At 45.4% G+C, this 17405-nt stretch carries 19 protein-coding genes and 1 riboswitch; of the genes, 2 read left to right on the plus strand and 17 right to left on the minus strand.

Annotated features, from left to right (window positions below; genetic code table 11):
- Positions 1 to 70: 70 nt before the first annotated feature.
- From ccsA to mscL, 17 genes are all read right to left on the minus strand, one after another.
- Positions 71 to 1333: a cytochrome c biogenesis protein CcsA gene (ccsA, locus tag MHH89_RS12465; RefSeq protein ID WP_076127469.1), complete on the minus strand. Its 1263-nt coding sequence runs from the start codon at positions 1331 to 1333 to the stop codon at positions 71 to 73.
- Complete coding sequence (gene resB / locus MHH89_RS12470) at positions 1330 to 3015, minus strand: cytochrome c biogenesis protein ResB (protein ID WP_076127467.1); 1686 nt, start codon at positions 3013 to 3015, stop codon at positions 1330 to 1332. Before resB ends, ccsA begins: the two co-directional genes overlap by 4 nt.
- Positions 3015 to 3536 (minus strand): redoxin domain-containing protein, encoded by a 522-nt coding sequence (locus MHH89_RS12475; protein ID WP_038572444.1) that lies wholly within the window; start codon positions 3534 to 3536, stop codon positions 3015 to 3017. The genes resB and MHH89_RS12475 overlap by 1 nt, the downstream gene beginning before the upstream one ends.
- A 120-nt stretch (positions 3537 to 3656) precedes the next feature.
- Positions 3657 to 4415, minus strand: a complete 759-nt coding sequence (locus MHH89_RS12480) for a pseudouridine synthase (protein ID WP_036676166.1) — start codon at positions 4413 to 4415, stop codon at positions 3657 to 3659.
- Between the two features lie 20 nt (positions 4416 to 4435).
- A complete protein-coding gene (locus MHH89_RS12485; protein WP_038572446.1) occupies positions 4436 to 4780 on the minus strand; it encodes an N-acetylmuramoyl-L-alanine amidase in 345 nt (114 codons plus the stop codon).
- Positions 4781 to 4840: 60 nt separating this feature from the next.
- Positions 4841 to 5374 carry a spore maturation protein gene (locus MHH89_RS12490; protein WP_036676158.1) on the minus strand — a complete coding sequence of 178 codons (534 nt, stop codon included), beginning with the start codon at positions 5372 to 5374 and terminating at the stop codon, positions 4841 to 4843.
- A gap of 7 nt (positions 5375 to 5381) precedes the next feature.
- Positions 5382 to 6047: a nucleoside recognition domain-containing protein gene (locus tag MHH89_RS12495; protein ID WP_076127464.1), complete on the minus strand. Its 666-nt coding sequence runs from the start codon at positions 6045 to 6047 to the stop codon at positions 5382 to 5384.
- 36 nt (positions 6048 to 6083) lie between these two features.
- Positions 6084 to 7289 (minus strand): D-alanyl-D-alanine carboxypeptidase family protein, encoded by a 1206-nt coding sequence (locus MHH89_RS12500; protein ID WP_076192224.1) that lies wholly within the window; start codon positions 7287 to 7289, stop codon positions 6084 to 6086.
- A gap of 241 nt (positions 7290 to 7530) precedes the next feature.
- Positions 7531 to 8019, minus strand: coding sequence for a GerW family sporulation protein (gene ytfJ, locus MHH89_RS12505; protein ID WP_076127461.1), 489 nt, complete (start codon positions 8017 to 8019; stop codon positions 7531 to 7533).
- A gap of 89 nt (positions 8020 to 8108) precedes the next feature.
- Positions 8109 to 8816: a DUF2953 domain-containing protein gene (locus MHH89_RS12510; protein WP_076127459.1), complete on the minus strand. Its 708-nt coding sequence runs from the start codon at positions 8814 to 8816 to the stop codon at positions 8109 to 8111.
- Between the two features lie 180 nt (positions 8817 to 8996).
- On the minus strand, positions 8997 to 9599 hold the full coding sequence (gene scpB, locus MHH89_RS12515) for an SMC-Scp complex subunit ScpB (RefSeq protein WP_036676149.1): 603 nt from the start codon (positions 9597 to 9599) through the stop codon (positions 8997 to 8999).
- Positions 9568 to 10359 (minus strand): segregation and condensation protein A, encoded by a 792-nt coding sequence (locus MHH89_RS12520; RefSeq protein WP_036676147.1) that lies wholly within the window; start codon positions 10357 to 10359, stop codon positions 9568 to 9570. Before MHH89_RS12520 ends, scpB begins: the two co-directional genes overlap by 32 nt.
- Positions 10360 to 10495: 136 nt before the next feature.
- Complete coding sequence (gene ribH / locus MHH89_RS12525; protein WP_036676377.1) at positions 10496 to 10963, minus strand: 6,7-dimethyl-8-ribityllumazine synthase; 468 nt, start codon at positions 10961 to 10963, stop codon at positions 10496 to 10498.
- A 36-nt stretch (positions 10964 to 10999) separates the two neighbouring features.
- Positions 11000 to 12253 (minus strand): bifunctional 3,4-dihydroxy-2-butanone-4-phosphate synthase/GTP cyclohydrolase II, encoded by a 1254-nt coding sequence (locus MHH89_RS12530; RefSeq protein ID WP_076127453.1) that lies wholly within the window; start codon positions 12251 to 12253, stop codon positions 11000 to 11002.
- Positions 12254 to 12315: 62 nt separating this feature from the next.
- Positions 12316 to 12984, minus strand: coding sequence for a riboflavin synthase (ribE, locus tag MHH89_RS12535; protein ID WP_076127451.1), 669 nt, complete (start codon positions 12982 to 12984; stop codon positions 12316 to 12318).
- Between the two features lie 55 nt (positions 12985 to 13039).
- Positions 13040 to 14140, minus strand: a complete 1101-nt coding sequence (gene ribD, locus MHH89_RS12540; protein ID WP_076127449.1) for a bifunctional diaminohydroxyphosphoribosylaminopyrimidine deaminase/5-amino-6-(5-phosphoribosylamino)uracil reductase RibD — start codon at positions 14138 to 14140, stop codon at positions 13040 to 13042.
- Between the two features lie 219 nt (positions 14141 to 14359).
- Positions 14360 to 14533, minus strand: a riboswitch (FMN riboswitch).
- Between the two features lie 192 nt (positions 14534 to 14725).
- The gene (gene mscL / locus MHH89_RS12545) at positions 14726 to 15121 is read right to left on the minus strand and encodes a large-conductance mechanosensitive channel protein MscL (protein ID WP_076127447.1); all 396 of its coding nucleotides are present in this window, start codon (positions 15119 to 15121) and stop codon (positions 14726 to 14728) included.
- Between the two features lie 416 nt (positions 15122 to 15537).
- Between mscL and MHH89_RS12550 the strand changes: the two genes are divergently transcribed.
- On the plus strand, positions 15538 to 16251 hold the full coding sequence (locus MHH89_RS12550; protein ID WP_076304025.1) for a response regulator transcription factor: 714 nt from the start codon (positions 15538 to 15540) through the stop codon (positions 16249 to 16251).
- Positions 16248 to 17351, plus strand: a complete 1104-nt coding sequence (locus MHH89_RS12555; protein WP_076192231.1) for a sensor histidine kinase — start codon at positions 16248 to 16250, stop codon at positions 17349 to 17351. Before MHH89_RS12550 ends, MHH89_RS12555 begins: the two co-directional genes overlap by 4 nt.
- The last annotated feature ends 54 nt before the right edge of the window (positions 17352 to 17405 follow it).

Raw genomic sequence — 17405 nt, forward strand, 5'->3', positions numbered from 1 at the left:
ACAACCCCTTCATCAATACAGTAGAACGTAACCTTTAAACCATTGTGCAACGTTAACAGGTAAACTATGCTCAGTCCGTCCCCGCGTAAGAATGAAGTCCGGCGATGACTAAATTAACGCCAACCAGAGTAAACATTACGACCAGGAAGCCAAGCACAGCCAGCCAGGCAGATTTTCTTCCTTGCCATCCACGAGCCAAACGTAAATGAAGATAAGCGCTATAGAAGAGCCAAGTGACAAGCGCCCAGACTTCCTTAGGATCCCATCCCCAGAATCTTCCCCAAGCGATTTGCGCCCATATCATTGCAAAGATCAAAGCGCCTAATGTGAAAATAGGAAAGCCAATGGCTATCGCCCTATACGTAATCTCATCTAGATCGCCCTCATCAATTCCGTCCATCACTGGGTGTAAAGCAGTACCCAGCGGTTTACGTACGATCAAGCGAAGAACTCCGTAGAGGATTAATCCCGAAAGGAGTGACCAAATTACAGTATTAAACTTCCGTCCAGCATTTACACCATTCATCCAAGATGGTGCCTCAAAGAGTGGTTCTTTTATGCCAAGAAACGACTGGAAGCTCTCAATTTCGCTATTGTGAGGTGCCACAATCGGCGGCATTCGATAACTCACTTTCTCTATTGTACTATTTTCCTGCCCGGGGCTGTCAATCGTAACGTTCGTACGGACAAAAACAGTTTCATAGCCTGCTCCGCGGAATGCAAAAACAGAACCCAGAAACCCAATTATAACAATGATTGAAAAGAGAGTAAATTCGACCAGCCTCTGTTGCTTGCGATCCGCCTTCTCTTTACTGGAAAAATTGACTGTTCGCAGCAGATACATCAGTCCCGCCGCAAACCCTACTGCGAAGAAGGATTCACCTAGTGCAGCCAGTGTTACGTGAATCTTTAAGTAGTTCGATTGAAGAGATGGAATCAGCGGCTGTACTTCCTGTGGAAATACTGCGGCATAAGCCATCACAATAATACTGATTGGAACTGCAAAAAGACCCAAGATTACCTTACGATAAATAGCGTACATCACAGTAAAGGCAACCATCACCATCATCGATAAAAAAGTCATGAACTCATACATGTTGCTGACCGGAATATGCCCTGAGCCCGCCCAGCGTGTAAAGAAATAAATAAGATGAAAGATAAGACCTATTGAAGAGAAAATAAAAGCAATTTTGCCCCAACGTGCGGTATGTTCCTCCGGCTTGCGGCCTGACCACTTGCGACCCATGATGGCGATAGTGAATAACATAAACGAACCGCTGTATAATAAAAATGCGGCAATAAAGACAGCGCTGCTGATGTCGAGCAAGCTCATGAAAGGCCTCCTCCATTATCTAATGATTTTTCATCGACTACCAGATCTACTTTTTCTAAAATAGAAACGATCTCACGGCGGAACCCGAACCAGTTCTTGTTCGTATGTCCTCCGAGGATAAGCTCCCCGTTAGCAACGGTAAGCCAGATACGTCTATGCTGCCAGTAGAAGCCAAGCACTAAACCCAGCATCACGATTGCTGCACCTAGCCATACAAACGGCATTGCACGATCAATACGTATATTCAAGTAAGTAGTCGATTCCGAAAAATCAACGTCGCTCATGTTGTCCACTTCAAGCTCAAGAAATCTATTGCTCCCGCCAAGCTTATCGTTAATGGCAGCCTGTTGAAACTGCGCCTTATCCACCTGTTTAGGAAAATAGAAATACTGCTGCCCTTCCGCCGGGAGATCCGGACCTTGTATCAGGAACAAAAAAGCAGGTGCATTCGGATAAGGTGATTTGGAAATCGGCTGGCCCTCCTCATTTAGACCAAAATCCATATACTTTTCTTTCAAAGTTAAAGTATAAGGACCCGCCTGAATTGCCCGCTGAGGGTTCTTCATGTCCAGCTTAAATTTGCCGTACGCCTCGCCAGTGGTGGAATTCTTAAGCTCAGGCTGTACCGAACGCAGCACAGGGGTCAGATCATAATCAAACTGATACGCTTTCAATCCTTTATAATCCAAAGGTGAATTTACTTGGATATCATGTTTCGTCACCTCGGATAGCTGCGGTTCCTTCGAAGGGTCTCCACAATCCGCGGTGCATTCATAAAGCACAGCTTGGGTCTGGAATAGCTTTGGAAGTATTTTTTTGCCGCGAAATTCCTCAGGCATCTCTTCCTCCGTATAAAACTCCACGGTAAATTTCTCATTTTTCAAATAATAGGTGGTGTCCGGAATCTGTGTGATCTCCCCTTGCGGGAAAGCAAGATGCTGATCCATGTTCAGTCCCGGCAATCCTCTTGCTAATACAGCAAGTAAAAAAATAATTAAGCCAATATGTATTACATAAGGTCCCCAGCGGCTGAAGCGATGTTTCTCTGCCAGCAGAGCCCCTCCATCCGTCTTCACGCGATAGCCCTTTTTACGCATAGGCTGAATTACCCGGGCTACCCAAGCTTCTGGTTCCTCTTGTACTTCAGTCACTAACACAGCTTTTTGCCGAGTTAAGAACTGACGATGTTTCCGAATCTTCTGTCTGGTTAAGGCCTTATAGAGCGGAAGTACTCGATCCAAGCTACAGATCACAAGTGAAGCGCCGATCATTACGAGTAGAGTTACAAACCACCAGGATTCGTATGTATGTGAAAGTCCAAGTTTGTGATAAATATATCCGGCTGTTCCGTACTCTTGCTTGTAATAAACTGAGGCATCAATATTAAGAAAAGTACTCTCCTGCGGGAAAATCGTCCCCAGCATAGAGCCTATAAGTGTCAACACGATCAGGTAGATCGCTATTTTGACGGAAGAGAAAAAGTTCCACACCCGATCAATAATCCCCGGGTTAACGCGCTGAGATCGGCGAGCTACGCCATCGTAACGCATTTCCAAATTCTCGCCCCAGTCTGATTCCTTCCCCAACGGCTTCCCGCATGCTTCGCATAAAACAGTACCTACAGGGTTCTGGTGACCACATTCACATTTGGTGTTGGTTATAAATGCCTCGCGTTCACTCATCAATCCACCAGCTTCCCAATTTGATCATCAAGTGAATTCAAATCAAGCTGGCCGATATGAATGTTGTCAATTTTACCCTTGGAATTAATGAATAAGGTAGTTGGCAGCGGAGAAATACCATAACTTCGTACAGCATCACGTCCAGTGTCCATCAAAATCGGAAAATCGATGTTTACCTGCTTCACAAAATTCTCGACAGTCATCCGGTCTTCGCCCACATTAATGCCTAAGACCACTACGTCTTTGTCCTTCCATTTCTCCCATTGCGCTTGGAGAGCCGGCATTTCTTTGACACAAGGTGCACACCAAGAGCCCCAGAAATTAAGCACAATAGTCTTGCCCTTATATTCGTCTAGGGTATGAGCCAGACCGTCAAGCCCAAGCAAATCAAAGGAAGGTGCTTTGCTCCCTTCCTCTGGTTTGCCGCTTCCCCCAAATACAGAGGAACCGATGGCATAACCGCCCACTATAACAATTAGAAACAGAATCACGATTTGAATTGGTTTTCTTGCTTTACCCACACGTAAAGCCCCCTTCTGTGACGCAACTCATACTTATGTTGTAAGGTGTGAACATCCTATGAACATTATAGCGAATTTCGTCACAGCTTTAGGGGGTTTAATTGTGAATATTCTGTGTCTTTATGACTCTTTACGTGGAGTTCTTTCTTTAAGCAATCCTGCTTTGGCAATTTGCTGCAGATGGTTAATTTCATCCTTGGTCAAATGACGGTAAGAGCCACGTTTGAGATTTTGCAGCATAATATCCCCGAATGAAATCCGTTTCAGACGGAGTACGGGGTGTGAAATCGCATCAAACATGCGTCGTACCTGACGGTTACGTCCCTCGTGAATCGTGATGCTGATAACCGCTTCCTTGTTTGCCTCATCAATATCCTTGTACTCTACTTCCGCAGGCGCTGTCATGCCATCTTCCAGCTTGATGCCAGCTTTCAACTTGTCCAATGCAGTGCCATGCGGTATACCCTTGACCGTAGCATGATACGTCTTAGGTACATGATGCTTCGGATGAGTCAGCAAGTTAGCAAAGTCCCCATCATTCGTCAGCAGCAGCAAACCTTCCGTATCGTAATCGAGCCGGCCTACAGGGTAAACCCGTTCAGTAATTCCTTTTAGGTAGTCCGTTACAACCTTACGACCCTTTGGATCGGAAGCGCTTGTGATTACTCCCTTAGGTTTGTTGAACATAATATAGATTTTGTTCTCGCCCCGGATCAGTCTACCGGAAACTTTAATAATATCTGTTGCGGGGTCCACCTTCGTGCCAAGCGTAGTTACGAGTTCCCCGTTGACTTCCACTTTACCGGCCAAAATCATTTCTTCACACTTGCGTCTGGACGCCACACCGGCCTGCGCCAAAATTTTCTGTAATCTTTCCATATTCGACTAGTCACCTCAGATCAATGATAACCATCAGAGGGATAAATCACAAGTTCATTCCAAGGAAAAAATGCTCCTGGGCAGGAATTATTGTGGGGTTCGATGATTAAAGGGGAGATTTGGTAGCGTTCTACTAATTCTAAAACAAGTTTAGCCGTTGCAAAAAGCTGCTCCTGCCTTCCGGATATTGGAGGATCGCCCACTTCCTTACCAAAATCACCTTCCAAACAAATATGAATATACTCCGGATCTGTCAGTAGCGGTGCTGCATAAATCGCGCCATCCACTCCTACCCAGAAGTCAAAACCTTTACCGTTAATGGATGTGCAGCTAGAATGATGCAGAATAAAGCCTTTATAGTTCATTGCGGAATGCCCCCCTCCACATTGCTGCAATAGCATATGTTCAGGGGGGCAATGGGGTGACTATCCAAATAATAGCAAACACACAGCGATCGCGGCGACAAAGCCGACAACATCGGAGAACAGGCCAACCTTAAGCGCATAACGGCCATTCCGTACGCCTACAGCCCCAAAGTAAACGGTCAAAACATAAAGCGTAGTATCTGTGCTCCCCTGTATGGTGGAAGCAATCATACCAATTAAAGAATCCGGACCATGCACACGGATTAGATCCGTAGTGTAAGCAAGCGACCCAGTCCCCGTAAGCGGCCGCAAAAGACCAAGCGGCAATACTTCTGCCGGAACACCAAGCCCCCGCAGGGCTGGGGATATGAAGCCCATAAAAAAGTCCAGCGCACCGGAAGCGCGAAAAACGCTGATCGCAACCAGCATCCCCACAAGATGGGGAATAATCGCAATGGCCGTGCCAAACCCATCTTTCGCACCTTCAACAAAGGATTCGTAGACTGGCACTTTGCGCGTAAAAGCATAGAGCGGGATGAACGTGATCATGACCGGAATCGCCCATGCCGATATGAGACTGATAAACTGGTACAAATCACGTTCACCCTTTCAATGAGGAATTAGGGAGTGTTGTCTTCGCCAAAGGAGGAACCCCGGACTTTGCTGAAGGGGGCTTCGGCGGTTTGCGCAATAAAGTCAACCTTCGGAAAAACCGGTCTGCCGCAATCGCTGCAAGTGTAGCCACGGCCGTTGCTGCAAGTGTTGTACCTACTATGCCTGCGGGATCGGCTGAACCATAGTTTAACCGGATGGCAATCAGTGTGGCCGGGATAAGCGTAATGCTTGCTGTGTTAAGCGCTAGAAGAGTACACATGGCTGGTGTCGCGGTCTCTTTATCAGGGTTGAGCTTTTGCAGCTCCTGCATCGCCTTGATGCCCATTGGCGTTGCGGCATTGCCTAGTCCGAGCAGATTAGCACTCATATTGGAGAGAATATATCCTATGGCAGGATGCCCTTTCGGCACATCAGGGAATAAAAAAGCTACGACAGGGCCAAGCACCTTGGCAATCTTTTTAAGCAAACCTGCATCTTCTGCTATCTTCATAATCCCAAGCCAGAACACAAGCACACTGATTAAGCCAAAACTTACCGTTACCCCACTCTTGGCTCCGTCGAATACGGCGGCTGTAAACTCATCCATTCTGCCGTTAACGGCGGCGAACAGAAAACCGATGATGATCATTCCTAGCCAAATCCCGTTAATCATGGATACGCCTCCTTCTTCATTCATCAGCCCATTTTCTTATTTCGAACTCGCTCCCATTTCAAATAGAGCCTTCAGTGCACTGCCCAGCGCCTGGAACCAATTATTTGCCGGGTAAGCCTGTGCTAGTGTTGGACTGTACTTTTTCATATAAGCAGATTGCTCAGGAGGCAGGTTCTCAGGAGTATACACCGGCACGCGACCTATTTCTTTTCCGCCCAGCTCCAGCACAAGCGCTCCTTGCAATCCAAAATTCGCTCGTGTAGCTTCGGCTGAAGCACTTTCCTTCTGATTTAAAACAAGTTTCGTGATCACTCTATTTTGTTCACCTTGTCCAAGTGGATAAGCAAAGGTTTTGGAGGTTACAAAGTTATAGCCCGTCACGGCATCACCACGTTCGATCAGTGTTTTGAGCGGATAGTGATTAAACCCGAAGTTTAGCAGGGAAGCATGATCATTCCAGTCATCGCCGTCATTTATAGTAACTGCGACAAGCTGCTGGCCGTTTCTGGTGGCAGAGCTGACAAGGCAGCGCAGTGCTTTTTTTGTATAACCTGTCTTTACACCGTCCGCTCCCTCGTATAAATACAGCATCTTATTTTTGTTTCTCCATTTGTAATCCCATTTCTCATTTGGATTGTCTGCAGTTTTCTCCTGCGTCTTCACAATTTCTTTAAATACAGGATTATGAAGAGCATAAGCGGTCAGAACAGCCAAGTCGTTAGCACTAGAATAATGCCCTTCAGCGTCAAGACCATGGGGATTAGCAAAATGAGTATGGGTTAGCCCTAGCTCCTCAGCCTTAGCGTTCATAAGGTATACAAAACCTTCCTCAGAACCACCGATATGCTCAGCGATCGCCGTTGCTGCATCATTCCCTGAGCGCAGCATCAGGCCATACAGCATATTTTCCAGCGTCATCTCTTCTCCCTGCTGCAAGTAAATAGAAGAGCCTTCTTTCGCATAGGCATTTTTTCCTACTTTGACTTTAGAGGCTAAATCACCATTCTCAATGGCGACGAGGGCGGTCATAATTTTGGTCAAGCTGGCAATAAGCATAGGCTCATCCCCACGGCTGCTGTACAAAATACGCCCAGATTCCACATCAATCAGTGCCGCTGCTCTTGCATGTGTAGAGATAGAGCTGTTCTCGGCCTGAATTGAAGATAGCGGCGCCAGAAGCAGCAGCGAAAGGCACAATATTAAGGCGAATGGCCATTTACGGGTTATTGTCTTCATGTTCATCCTCCGGCTTCTTATCGGATCTTAAGTAAAAGTGTTTATGTTGTACAAGTGTATGCGGACCAGCCTTAGGGTATGTCCACTCCTTAGGATGTTCCACACAAAATATCCCCACAACGTGAGGCTTTGCTTCGATACATTCTCAGGTAATTTGGGGATCAAAATATACTTTCTGGCACGTCAAAAAAGGGACACCGCCTGTGTATGGCGATATCCCCGAGGCTATTTGTAGAATTATGTGTACCTAATGAGTTGAAGATTGAGATGTACTTGGATCGGTTTTAACAGGTGCTGCTGCCGGTGTGGCAGGTGTTGGCGGCGTTTGAGCTGCAGCATTGCCGGTTTGGAACATCGTTTGAATTTTGTCGATGAGCCCTGGTGTTGCATCGATGATTTTTTCGAATAGGTGCGTTTGATTGTCCAGAGGGACAATATTCACTCCATCCTTACCTACCACTAAAAAAGCGATCGGTCGAATGGAGACGCCTCCCCCGCTACCTCCACCAAATGGAAGCATTTTGACTCCACCTTGGGAGCTTGAACCACTTATAGAATCTTCTACTCGATAATCACTACCACCAGCAGCAAATCCAAAGGCAACTTTACTGATAGGCAGGATAATGCTGCCGTCAGGGGTTTGTACTGGATCACCGACAATGGTATTCACATCTACCATACCCTTGATATTTTCCATCGCTGTTTGCATTAGGCCTTGAATAGGATGGTCGCTCATATTGTTTCCTCCTTTAATTGAGTACGATTTCTCTTTCTTCTACAGCGTATATCATCCCCACATCCGCCCATTTGTATGTAACTTTCATTTTAAACTTTCCCGTGTGGCTCCTGACGCATCTGTTTCAGCAGATTTCTCCAATGGCCGATCCCGCCTTTTTCACGCAAGACACGCCGAGATAGTCGCATTAAGGCATACAAAGTATAGCCGACTGACATTTTCCCCTTACAGACAAACTCCATTGCAAAACAAAGCTCATCTTCAAAAACAGGCTTAACAAAAATTCGAGGATGCTGCTGCAATTTTACCCACTGCGAAATAAAACCAACAATACTCCACTTCAGGCCCCAAACCGCTCCCGATGCGGTCGCAGTGTCTGCTGCATCACCAAGAGAGAAATCGGTGGACCAATCGAGCTTTGATATTTTGACATGAGCTACAGTCTCTTTTAACCATTCCTTCAAGCCGCGTGTAGATTTCACAGCTTGGTTAACATTGGCGCGCCAGTGCATTACTCTTTCTTTATCAAATATCTCTTCTTTTACGGTATCTACACCTGTCGTCGCAGTCCCTGTCTCTTTAAACTTTCCCCACACACCCTGCTCCAATCCCTTAAAGACCAATTGGGGAAGTTCATAGTGAAGCTTTATCAAACCAAAAAGAGAGGTAACATCTAATTCGAGCAGGTCATTTTTTCCATGTTTATAACACCGTATGCGGAAATCGATAGATGAAGACAGGACCAGGATCAGTGCCAGTACAAGCAAAACAAGGGGAATTGCAAGCCATAACGTCACGTATTTACCTCCAAGAAACCTTAATAATGGGAACCTTTGGTTTAGTATGGCAATTTAAGCTGGAAAAAATTCGGGGTTTGCATAAAAAATATGAGCTTAAATAAAATAGGGACTGTCCCAAACCACATAAATGGTTTAAGGGCAGTCCCTTCAATACAATTATTAGCGTTCTCGTACGAACTAAGGCAGCTCGACATCCTCAAAAGTCATTTGAGTATCCAGCTTATTGAACAATAGCTGTGTCTCTTCTTCCAAATTATCCGTGGACTCAAAATTTGTCGGTTCCGGCAGATCCTTTAGACTGGCAAGACCAAAGCTCTCCAAGAAGGATTTAGTCGTCCCGTACAAAATTGGCCGGCCTACCGCTTCCGCACGACCAACCTCATGAATCAAATCCTTGTTATTCAGCGTATGAATTGCGCGTTCCGACTTCACACCCCGGATCTCTTCAATCTCCACCCGCGTAATCGGTTGGCGATAAGCCACGATTGCGAGAGTCTCTAAGGCAGCCTGAGACAAGGTTGATCTGGATGGTGAATAGGCCAGACGCTCAAAATAGTGGGCATGATCAGGCAATGTAGCCAGCCGATAATTCCCGGCAATTTGCACTACCTGTAAGCCCCGCTCCTGTGCTACATAATCTTCTTTTAGTTCCTCTAAGGCTCCGGCCGCAAGCTCTGGGCGCTGTTCCGTAATTTCAGCCACTTGGCGTACGGAGATTCCTTCATCCCCTGATAGAAACAGCAGGCCTTCAATAATCGATTTCAGCGTTTTGTAATCCATTGAAGTGTTCTCCTCCTCTCCACTCCATTACGATGTCATCAAACAATTTCTCTTGGTAGCAAAAAATCGCCTTCATTTTCATCAGTTCCAGAATCGCAAGAAAAGTAACTACGATTTCGTGCCGTGCCATTTCATCGTGAAGCAGTGCCGAGAAATGCAGCTTACCGCCTGTTCCTCTGCGCTGCAGCGCATCTGATACATCACGTATACGATCTTTTACCGATATTTCATCCCGGGTGATCCGCTGGTAAGAAGACCTTCTGGCAGCCTTACTTAGCGCTTTACGAAAAGCGGCTATTAAGTCTGAGGTATGTAGTCCTTTTAGCGTTTGATCAATCTCTTCTGGCACGAATGGACCCAAATCCTCAGGCTCCTTCGTAAAAATCAAGCTCCGCTCGCTCTCCATATCCATTAAATGTACAGCAATACTCTTGAACTTACGATACTCAATCAGTCGCTGAACAAGTTCAGCTCGTGGATCAAATTCATCCTCTTCGTAATATTCAAAATCATCGATCTCAATGACCGGTGGTTTGGGCAGCAATAGCTTGCTCTTTATAGATAAAAGGGTAGCGGCCATCACGAGAAATTCACTCGTAATATCCAATTCAAGCTCCTGCATGCTACGCAGGTATTCCATATACTGTTCGGTGATCTCGGCGACCGGAATGTCCTGGATGTCGATTTCCGCCTTATCAATTAAATGCAAGAGCAGATCCAGCGGACCTTCAAACGTCTCCAGCTTGTACAATACAGTCACGAAGCATCCTCCCGCCAAAAAAAGTAAAGTGCAGCGCCCGTCTGGACGCTACACAAGTAGAAAGGGCTCTTATAATCCATGCTTTCTTCTTATACTATAAATAAGCACGAATTCGACTGATTCGTCAATAGCTGACTTACTTAAACAGCTTGTTAAGATTCGCCATTTCAATCGCAGCAGTCGCAGCATCCCAGCCTTTATTGCCTGCTTTGGTTCCTGAACGCTCGATGGCCTGTTCAATATTTTCAGTAGTAACTACACCAAAAATGGTCGGCACGCCGGTCTTAAGATTGATAGCGGCTACTCCTTTGGCAACTTCATTACATACATAATCATAGTGTGTAGTGGAACCACGGATAACCGTTCCTAAGGTGATTACAGCGTCGTATTTGCCGCTTTCAGCCATTTTTTGCGCGATCAACGGAATTTCAAATACCCCTGGAACCCAAGCAACATCCACTTCATCATCACCAACACCATGGCGTTTAAAGGCATCAAGTGCACCTGACAGAAGCTTGCTGGTAATAAATTCATTAAAACGTCCTACAACAACTCCGTATTTTAACCCCTCAGAAACTAAGTGACCTTCTAAATATTTTGGCATATCCATCATCTACCCTTCGTTTTTTATAATGTATGGTTAAGCTTTCGAATCCTCATTTTGTTCAATATCGTCAAAAGACAGCATATGACCAAGCTTCGCTTGCTTCGTGTGGAGATAATTGGTGTTGTCCTTGTTCTCCGGCATTTGTATCGGCACGCGCTCAACGACTTCCAACCCATAACCCTCCAGCCCTTTGATCTTACGCGGGTTGTTCGTGAGCAGACGGATTTGGCGCACACCCAGATCCTTCAGAATCTGTGCTCCAATTCCATAGTCACGTAAATCTGCTGGAAAACCAAGCTTTAGATTCGCATCTACAGTGTCAAGACCTTCCTCTTGCAGCTTGTAAGCCCGAAGCTTATTGATAAGGCCAATGCCTCTGCCTTCTTGGCGCATATAGAGTAACACGCCCCTACCGGCAGTTTCGATCTGCCGCAGTGCAGCTTCAAATTGCGGGCCGCAATCACAGCGATGGGAGTGGAATACATCACCAGTCAAGCATTCGGAATGTACACGTACAAGCACTGGCTCATCGCCGGAAATATCGCCTTTTACCAAAGCTACATGCTCTTTATCATCCACTTCATTTGTATAAGCAATGGTCTGGAAATCTCCAAAATCGGTAGGAAGTCGTACAGACACTTCGCGTGTGACGAGTTGTTCTTTTTCGTTGCGATAATGAATAAGATCCTTGATACTGATCAGCTTAAGATCATGCTTGCGGGCTATTTCGATTAGATCAGGTAAGCGGGCCATTGAGCCATCTTCCTTGATAATCTCGCAAATGACACTGGCTGGATAAGCGCCACACATCCGCGCTAGATCAACAGCAGCCTCCGTATGTCCGGAGCGGCGCAGAACGCCACCTTTTTTCGCAATCAGCGGGAACATATGCCCCGGTCTGCGGAAATCAGCAGGTTTCGCTTTTGGATCGATCATGGCTTTAACGGTCAAAGATCTTTCCCCCGCAGAGATTCCAGTGGTTGTATCTTTATGGTCAACAGATACGGTAAAAGCCGTACCGTGATTATCGGTATTGTGGGTTACCATAGCTTGCAGTTCAAGTTCTGCCGCACGCTCTTGGGTAATAGGCATACAAACCAATCCACGTCCCTCAGTAATCATAAAATTGATGACCTCTGGTGTCGCACGTTCAGCAAGGGCTATAAAATCCCCTTCATTCTCACGATCTTCATCATCCACTACAATGATGACTTTACCGCGCATTAAGTCATATATTGCTTCTTCAATCGGATCCAAGACACTTTCCTTTTTCGATTGCTCGCTCATGATCCTATCCTCCTAAAAGCTTTACGAAAGATTATTCCCTTCTTCGTAAGCAAACTCTTTATTTAAACAAACCCGTTCGCCGCCAAAAAATCATGACTAATCCCGGAGCGGCTCTCGCCTTCTTCATCTTGAGCGGCTGAGCCATAATGCAATAAATGATCTACATATTTGCCAAGTACGTCACACTCGATATTTACACTATCCCCGGCCCGTTTGTGCGTCAGAACTGTTTCCCCTAACGTATGCGGAATAATGGACACTGCAAGCGATGTGGCTGTAGTCTTCACTACAGTTAAACTAATGCCGTCGATCGTGATCGATCCCTTGGGGATAATATATTTAAATAGTGATTTACGATCCGGTGCAATCTCGAATACAACAGCATTCTGATCACGTTTTACACTTTTAATAATGGCAGTGCCATCAACATGTCCTTGAACAATATGCCCTCCAAAACGCCCGCCGGCTGCCATCGCTCGTTCCAGATTCATCCGGCTGCCGGGCTTCAGTTCCTTCAGGTTGCTATTCCGGTAGGTCTGCGGCATTACATCCACTGTAAAGGAATGATCGCCCAAAGTTGTCGCCGTGAGGCAAACCCCATTGACGGACACACTGTCACCGATTTTTAGATCATCCATGATGACCGAAGCGGCAATATTCAGCACCATCATTTCCCCACCGGCGGAGACACTGCGCAAAACACCAACCTCTTCAATTAATCCGGTGAACATGATATCCCTCCTAAAAAGCATTACTTCCTCAAATTCACTTCTTGCATAGCTTTTGTTAGCGTACCGGAGTACCGCTGATACATACATTATCTCCTAGCACTTTTACTTCCAATCCTTCAAGTGAGATCGCATCCTTCATCAGCTCTACACCCGGAAATACGAAAGTCCCTTTCGCTTCTGTGCCACCGCCAACAATTTTTGGAGCGAAGAAGAGAATCACACGATCCACTAGCCCGCTCTCCAGCATCGCACCATTCAGCGTCCCCCCGCCTTCCAGTAAAATAGAGCCTATCTCCATTTCGCCAAGGGATATCATGGCCGCCTTCAAATCCACTCTTGGACCTGCTCCGCACACAACGATTTGAACGCCTGCTTCCAGCAGTGCAGCCTTTTTAGCAGGATCTGCAGCATCGGTTGTTACAATAAGTGTAGGCGCTTGACCATCACATACAACTGCCGAATCCAGAGGAATACGTAGCCCGGAATCAATGATGATCCGCGTCGGGTTAATGCCAGGCACTTCTGTTCTTGTTGTCAGAGAGGGATTATCAGCAATCACTGTATTCACACCGACCATGATGCCCTGATGCCGATGCCGCAGCGTATGTACGATCTCCCGCGCTTCCCCATTCGAAATCCATTTACTGTCACCAGATTTGGTAGCTAGATTGCCATCAAGTGTACTTGCACTCTTCAGCGTAACAAAAGGTTGTTTTGTCAAAATATATTTGATAAAACGCTCATTCAATCGAAGCGCGCGATCACGCAACAAACCGACTTCGACCTCAATCCCTTGGTCACGCAGCATTTGGATTCCTCTTCCTGCCACCTGGGGGTTGGGGTCTTCACAAGCAACTACAACCCTAGCTACCCCTTCATCGATCAGCCTTTGGCTGCAAGGTGGAGTTTTTCCATAATGGCTGCACGGTTCTAGTGTGACATATGCCGTACTACCCTGTGCCTGCCCAGCTGCCATATTCAAGGCGTGCACCTCGGCATGCCCCGTACCTCGCTGTAAATGAGTTCCGAGTCCAATCATTGCTCCATTCTTCACCACAACGCAGCCAACAACAGGGTTAATTCCCGTCTGTCCTTGGGCACGTTCGGCCATGTCCAGTGCTAGCGACATATAAAACTCATCATTCATGTTGTCCATCTCTTCCTCCTATCCACTGCTGTCAATTCTTAAGCTAAAAAAAACAGAAAAACCCATCTCATTCTCCAGGAGGAGTTCAAGATGGGTTATGCGAGAGTTCATCGGCAGTCCAAATAAAAGTGTGCTTAAATAGCCGTCAATTGACGGGTATTGTGAAATATCGCACATGATTATATGAAAACACTGCGGTCCGCCAGTCCATTGCAGACAAGCGGTTAACCTCTCCTTCTTCCATCCAGACTATACTGTCGGTCCCGGAATTTCACCAGGTCCACCGTTCGCGTCAACAACGCGAGCCGGGTAGCGGACTGAGCACTGTAGATAAACTGAATAAGTTATTTCTACAACAGCATCACCGCCGGTAGGGAATTACACCCTGCCCTGAAGGATTGATTGATCCTTTATTTAATTGAGATCCAAGTTTTCCTTACTAACAAAATTATCACTTACACCAGCGAAATGCAAGTGCGTTTATTATATTTACTTAAAATTTGTAACTAGATTATAGATTGTACTGAGTTTATAAAAGGAAACCAAGAAGCGCCAGGACAAGGACTCCTGGCGCTTCTTGGTTATATTTCAGGATTACAAACCACGTTCTTGTTGTTTCAAAAGATCACGAATTTCCGTAAGCAGCACGATATCCTCTGCAGGTGCTGGAGTCTCTACCACTTCAACTTTAACGGCTTCTTTGCGCTGAAATTTATTGGCGAGCTTGATCACCAGAAAGATAGAGAACGAAATAATAAAGAAATCCACAACCGATTGTAAAAATAGTCCGTAAGGTATTTTCAGGTCCGTAGTGACTTCAAGCACCCGATCCTTTAAATCTATACCACCCGTAAGCAAACCTGCAATTGGCATAATAATGTCATTTACTAATGAAGTTACAATCTTTCCGAATGCAGCTCCAATAATGACCGCAACCGCTAAATCAAGAACATTTCCTTTTAAGGCAAAAGCTTTAAATTCTTTCCACATATACCAAATAACCCCCAACATATATAATTTGAAATTATTATAGCATAGTAGCTTCCTATTTCTTAAGACTTGTTAAGAAACTATTAAGTTTCCCTTTACTTTTATCTGCCACCGCTGTTAAGAAGTTTCCTGTTAAATAAAGTTTAAGAATTATTTCTTACATGATAGAGCCATGGCTGAGAATGTATTATCTACAGATCAACACATGGATTGAGGCACAGCGATCAGAGCAAACTAAAAGAAAAAACAAACTGGCATAATGCTGTGGGGGATTGGTCTTTTATTCCACTAATTTATTAGCTGCTATACAGTTTCTTTGCCTTCACTGGTCTTCAAATGAGGCTTCCAAACAAGAAAATGTTGTATACTTCTTATAGCAAGAATTGCGCTTTACAAGCAAGAAAGGACGCTGAGAAATGCACAACGCAACGCTGCTATTGGTGGACGACGAAGCCGAGATTATTAAACTAATGCAGATCTATCTGGAGAACGAGGGTTACCGGCTGTTAACTGCCAAAGACGGGCTGGAAGCACTCGAAATTATCAATAGAGAGATTATAGACCTCATGGTTCTTGATATCATGATGCCTAATATGGACGGCATTGAGGCTTGTATTAAAATTCGAGAAACGCAAAAATTTCCGATCATCATGTTATCTGCTAAAGGGCAGGAACTTGATAAAATCACCGGACTTAGCGTAGGTGCAGATGATTATGTTACGAAACCTTTTAGTCCGCTGGAGTTAGTTGCCCGTGTTAAATCCCAGCTGCGCAGAACTCGAAATTACATGGCAGATCTAAACGCCGCCAAACAGGATGAAATCATCATTGATGGTCTGGTTATTAATTCGGTTACGCATGAAGTAAGTGTGGATGATCAGCCCGTTAAGCTTACCCCGCGAGAATTTGCGATTCTAGAGCTGCTCGCCCGTAATAAGGGACAAGTCCTAAGCATGGAGCAGATCTACGCCAAAGTATGGAAAGAACAATTCCTGGAAAGCAACAATACACTTATGGTGCATATTCGTAAAATCAGAGAAAAAATAGAAGAAAATCCGCGTAAACCACAATACTTAAAAACGGTATGGGGCGTTGGCTACAAACTGGAAAAAGGAGGTCCTTCTAGTTGAACTTTAAACGATTCGATACCCTATCCTGGAAAATAGTTGGCTTCAGCTTAACGAGCCTAGCACTCACCGCTTTAATCTTAATGGGCGGCTATTACGGCACTTCACTATTGCTGTGGTTAAATCCTTCACGCTCCTTTTGGGGAGTCAGACTCATTCTCTGGGTGATCAATACCATTGGATCAACGCCAGTTGTGATTCTTATAGGGATTCCTTTATTTATTTTTTTCATCCTAAAGCTGTCCAGAAATACAACTAAGAATCTTCATAACATTACGAGCGGAGTTCAGGCCATTGCGGATGGCAATTTATCTTTCACGGTGCCGGTAACAGGTACGGATGAACTCGGAAAGCTCGCTGAAAATATGAACACTATGGCTGGCAAGCTAAAATCTGCTATAGAGGAAGAACGAGCCGCTGCAAAAGCCAAAAACGACCTAATCACAGGTGTGTCCCATGACCTCCGAACCCCACTAACCTCTGTTCTCGGATTCCTTGAATATGTGGAGAAGGATCGTTATAAAAACGAGGTTGAGCTGCGTTATTATGTGAATATTGCCTATGAGAAATCTTTGACTCTTAAAAAGCTAATCGACGATTTATTTGAATACACTCGCGTCAGCAGCAGCGGATTACCGCTAAATATTGAGCCTGTAGATCTCGGCAAGCTGCTCGAACAGCTGATTGAAGAATTTGCACCCGTACTGGAACAAGCAGATATGACCTACCGCATTCATACGGATACAGCTCCTCTGATTATCAACGGAGATGCGGACGAGCTGGTGCGATTGTATGAGAACCTATTTACCAATGCCGTAAGATACGGAAAGGAAGGAAAAATTCTAGACATTTCTGTTGTTAGAAAAGACGATAGAATAGTTGCTCTATGTACGAATTACGGTACTCCTATCCCTGCATCCGACCTCCCCCACTTATTTAAACGCTTTTATCGTGTCGATAAATCCCGCTCCCGAGAGACAGGCGGAAGTGGCTTAGGGCTCGCCATAGCCAAGAGTATTGCAGAGCTTCACGGCGGAACCATTACAGCCAAAAGCACACGCAAACAAACTGAATTTGAAACCTCTTTCCCTGTGAGCGAATGATGCTTGCGGGGATTTTTTGTACAATCTCAACCATTAAGAAAATGATAAGAATTC

The sequence above is a fragment of the Paenibacillus sp. FSL H7-0323 genome (assembly GCF_038002725.1).
Taxonomy (GTDB): domain Bacteria; phylum Bacillota; class Bacilli; order Paenibacillales; family Paenibacillaceae; genus Paenibacillus_AQ; species Paenibacillus_AQ odorifer.

Bases quoted from the DNA above. Each gene is read 5' to 3' on its own strand.
- ribD (WP_076127449.1), bottom strand. From the start codon at position 14,140: ATGGACAACATGAATGATGAGTTTTATATGTCGCTAGCACTGGACATG.
- mscL (WP_076127447.1), bottom strand. From the start codon at position 15,121: ATGTGGAAAGAATTTAAAGCTTTTGCCTTAAAAGGAAATGTTCTTGAT.
- ribH (WP_036676377.1), bottom strand. From the start codon at position 10,963: ATGCCAAAATATTTAGAAGGTCACTTAGTTTCTGAGGGGTTAAAATAC.
- ccsA (WP_076127469.1), bottom strand. From the start codon at position 1,333: ATGAGCTTGCTCGACATCAGCAGCGCTGTCTTTATTGCCGCATTTTTA.
- MHH89_RS12495 (WP_076127464.1), bottom strand. From the start codon at position 6,047: ATGATTAACGGGATTTGGCTAGGAATGATCATCATCGGTTTTCTGTTC.
- MHH89_RS12530 (WP_076127453.1), bottom strand. From the start codon at position 12,253: ATGAGCGAGCAATCGAAAAAGGAAAGTGTCTTGGATCCGATTGAAGAA.
- MHH89_RS12500 (WP_076192224.1), bottom strand. From the start codon at position 7,289: ATGAACATGAAGACAATAACCCGTAAATGGCCATTCGCCTTAATATTG.
- resB (WP_076127467.1), bottom strand. From the start codon at position 3,015: ATGAGTGAACGCGAGGCATTTATAACCAACACCAAATGTGAATGTGGT.
- MHH89_RS12480 (WP_036676166.1), bottom strand. From the start codon at position 4,415: ATGGAAAGATTACAGAAAATTTTGGCGCAGGCCGGTGTGGCGTCCAGA.
- ytfJ (WP_076127461.1), bottom strand. From the start codon at position 8,019: ATGAGCGACCATCCTATTCAAGGCCTAATGCAAACAGCGATGGAAAAT.
- scpB (WP_036676149.1), bottom strand. From the start codon at position 9,599: ATGGATTACAAAACGCTGAAATCGATTATTGAAGGCCTGCTGTTTCTA.
- ribE (WP_076127451.1), bottom strand. From the start codon at position 12,984: ATGTTCACCGGATTAATTGAAGAGGTTGGTGTTTTGCGCAGTGTCTCC.
- MHH89_RS12485 (WP_038572446.1), bottom strand. From the start codon at position 4,780: ATGAACTATAAAGGCTTTATTCTGCATCATTCTAGCTGCACATCCATT.
- MHH89_RS12550 (WP_076304025.1), top strand. From the start codon at position 15,538: ATGCACAACGCAACGCTGCTATTGGTGGACGACGAAGCCGAGATTATT.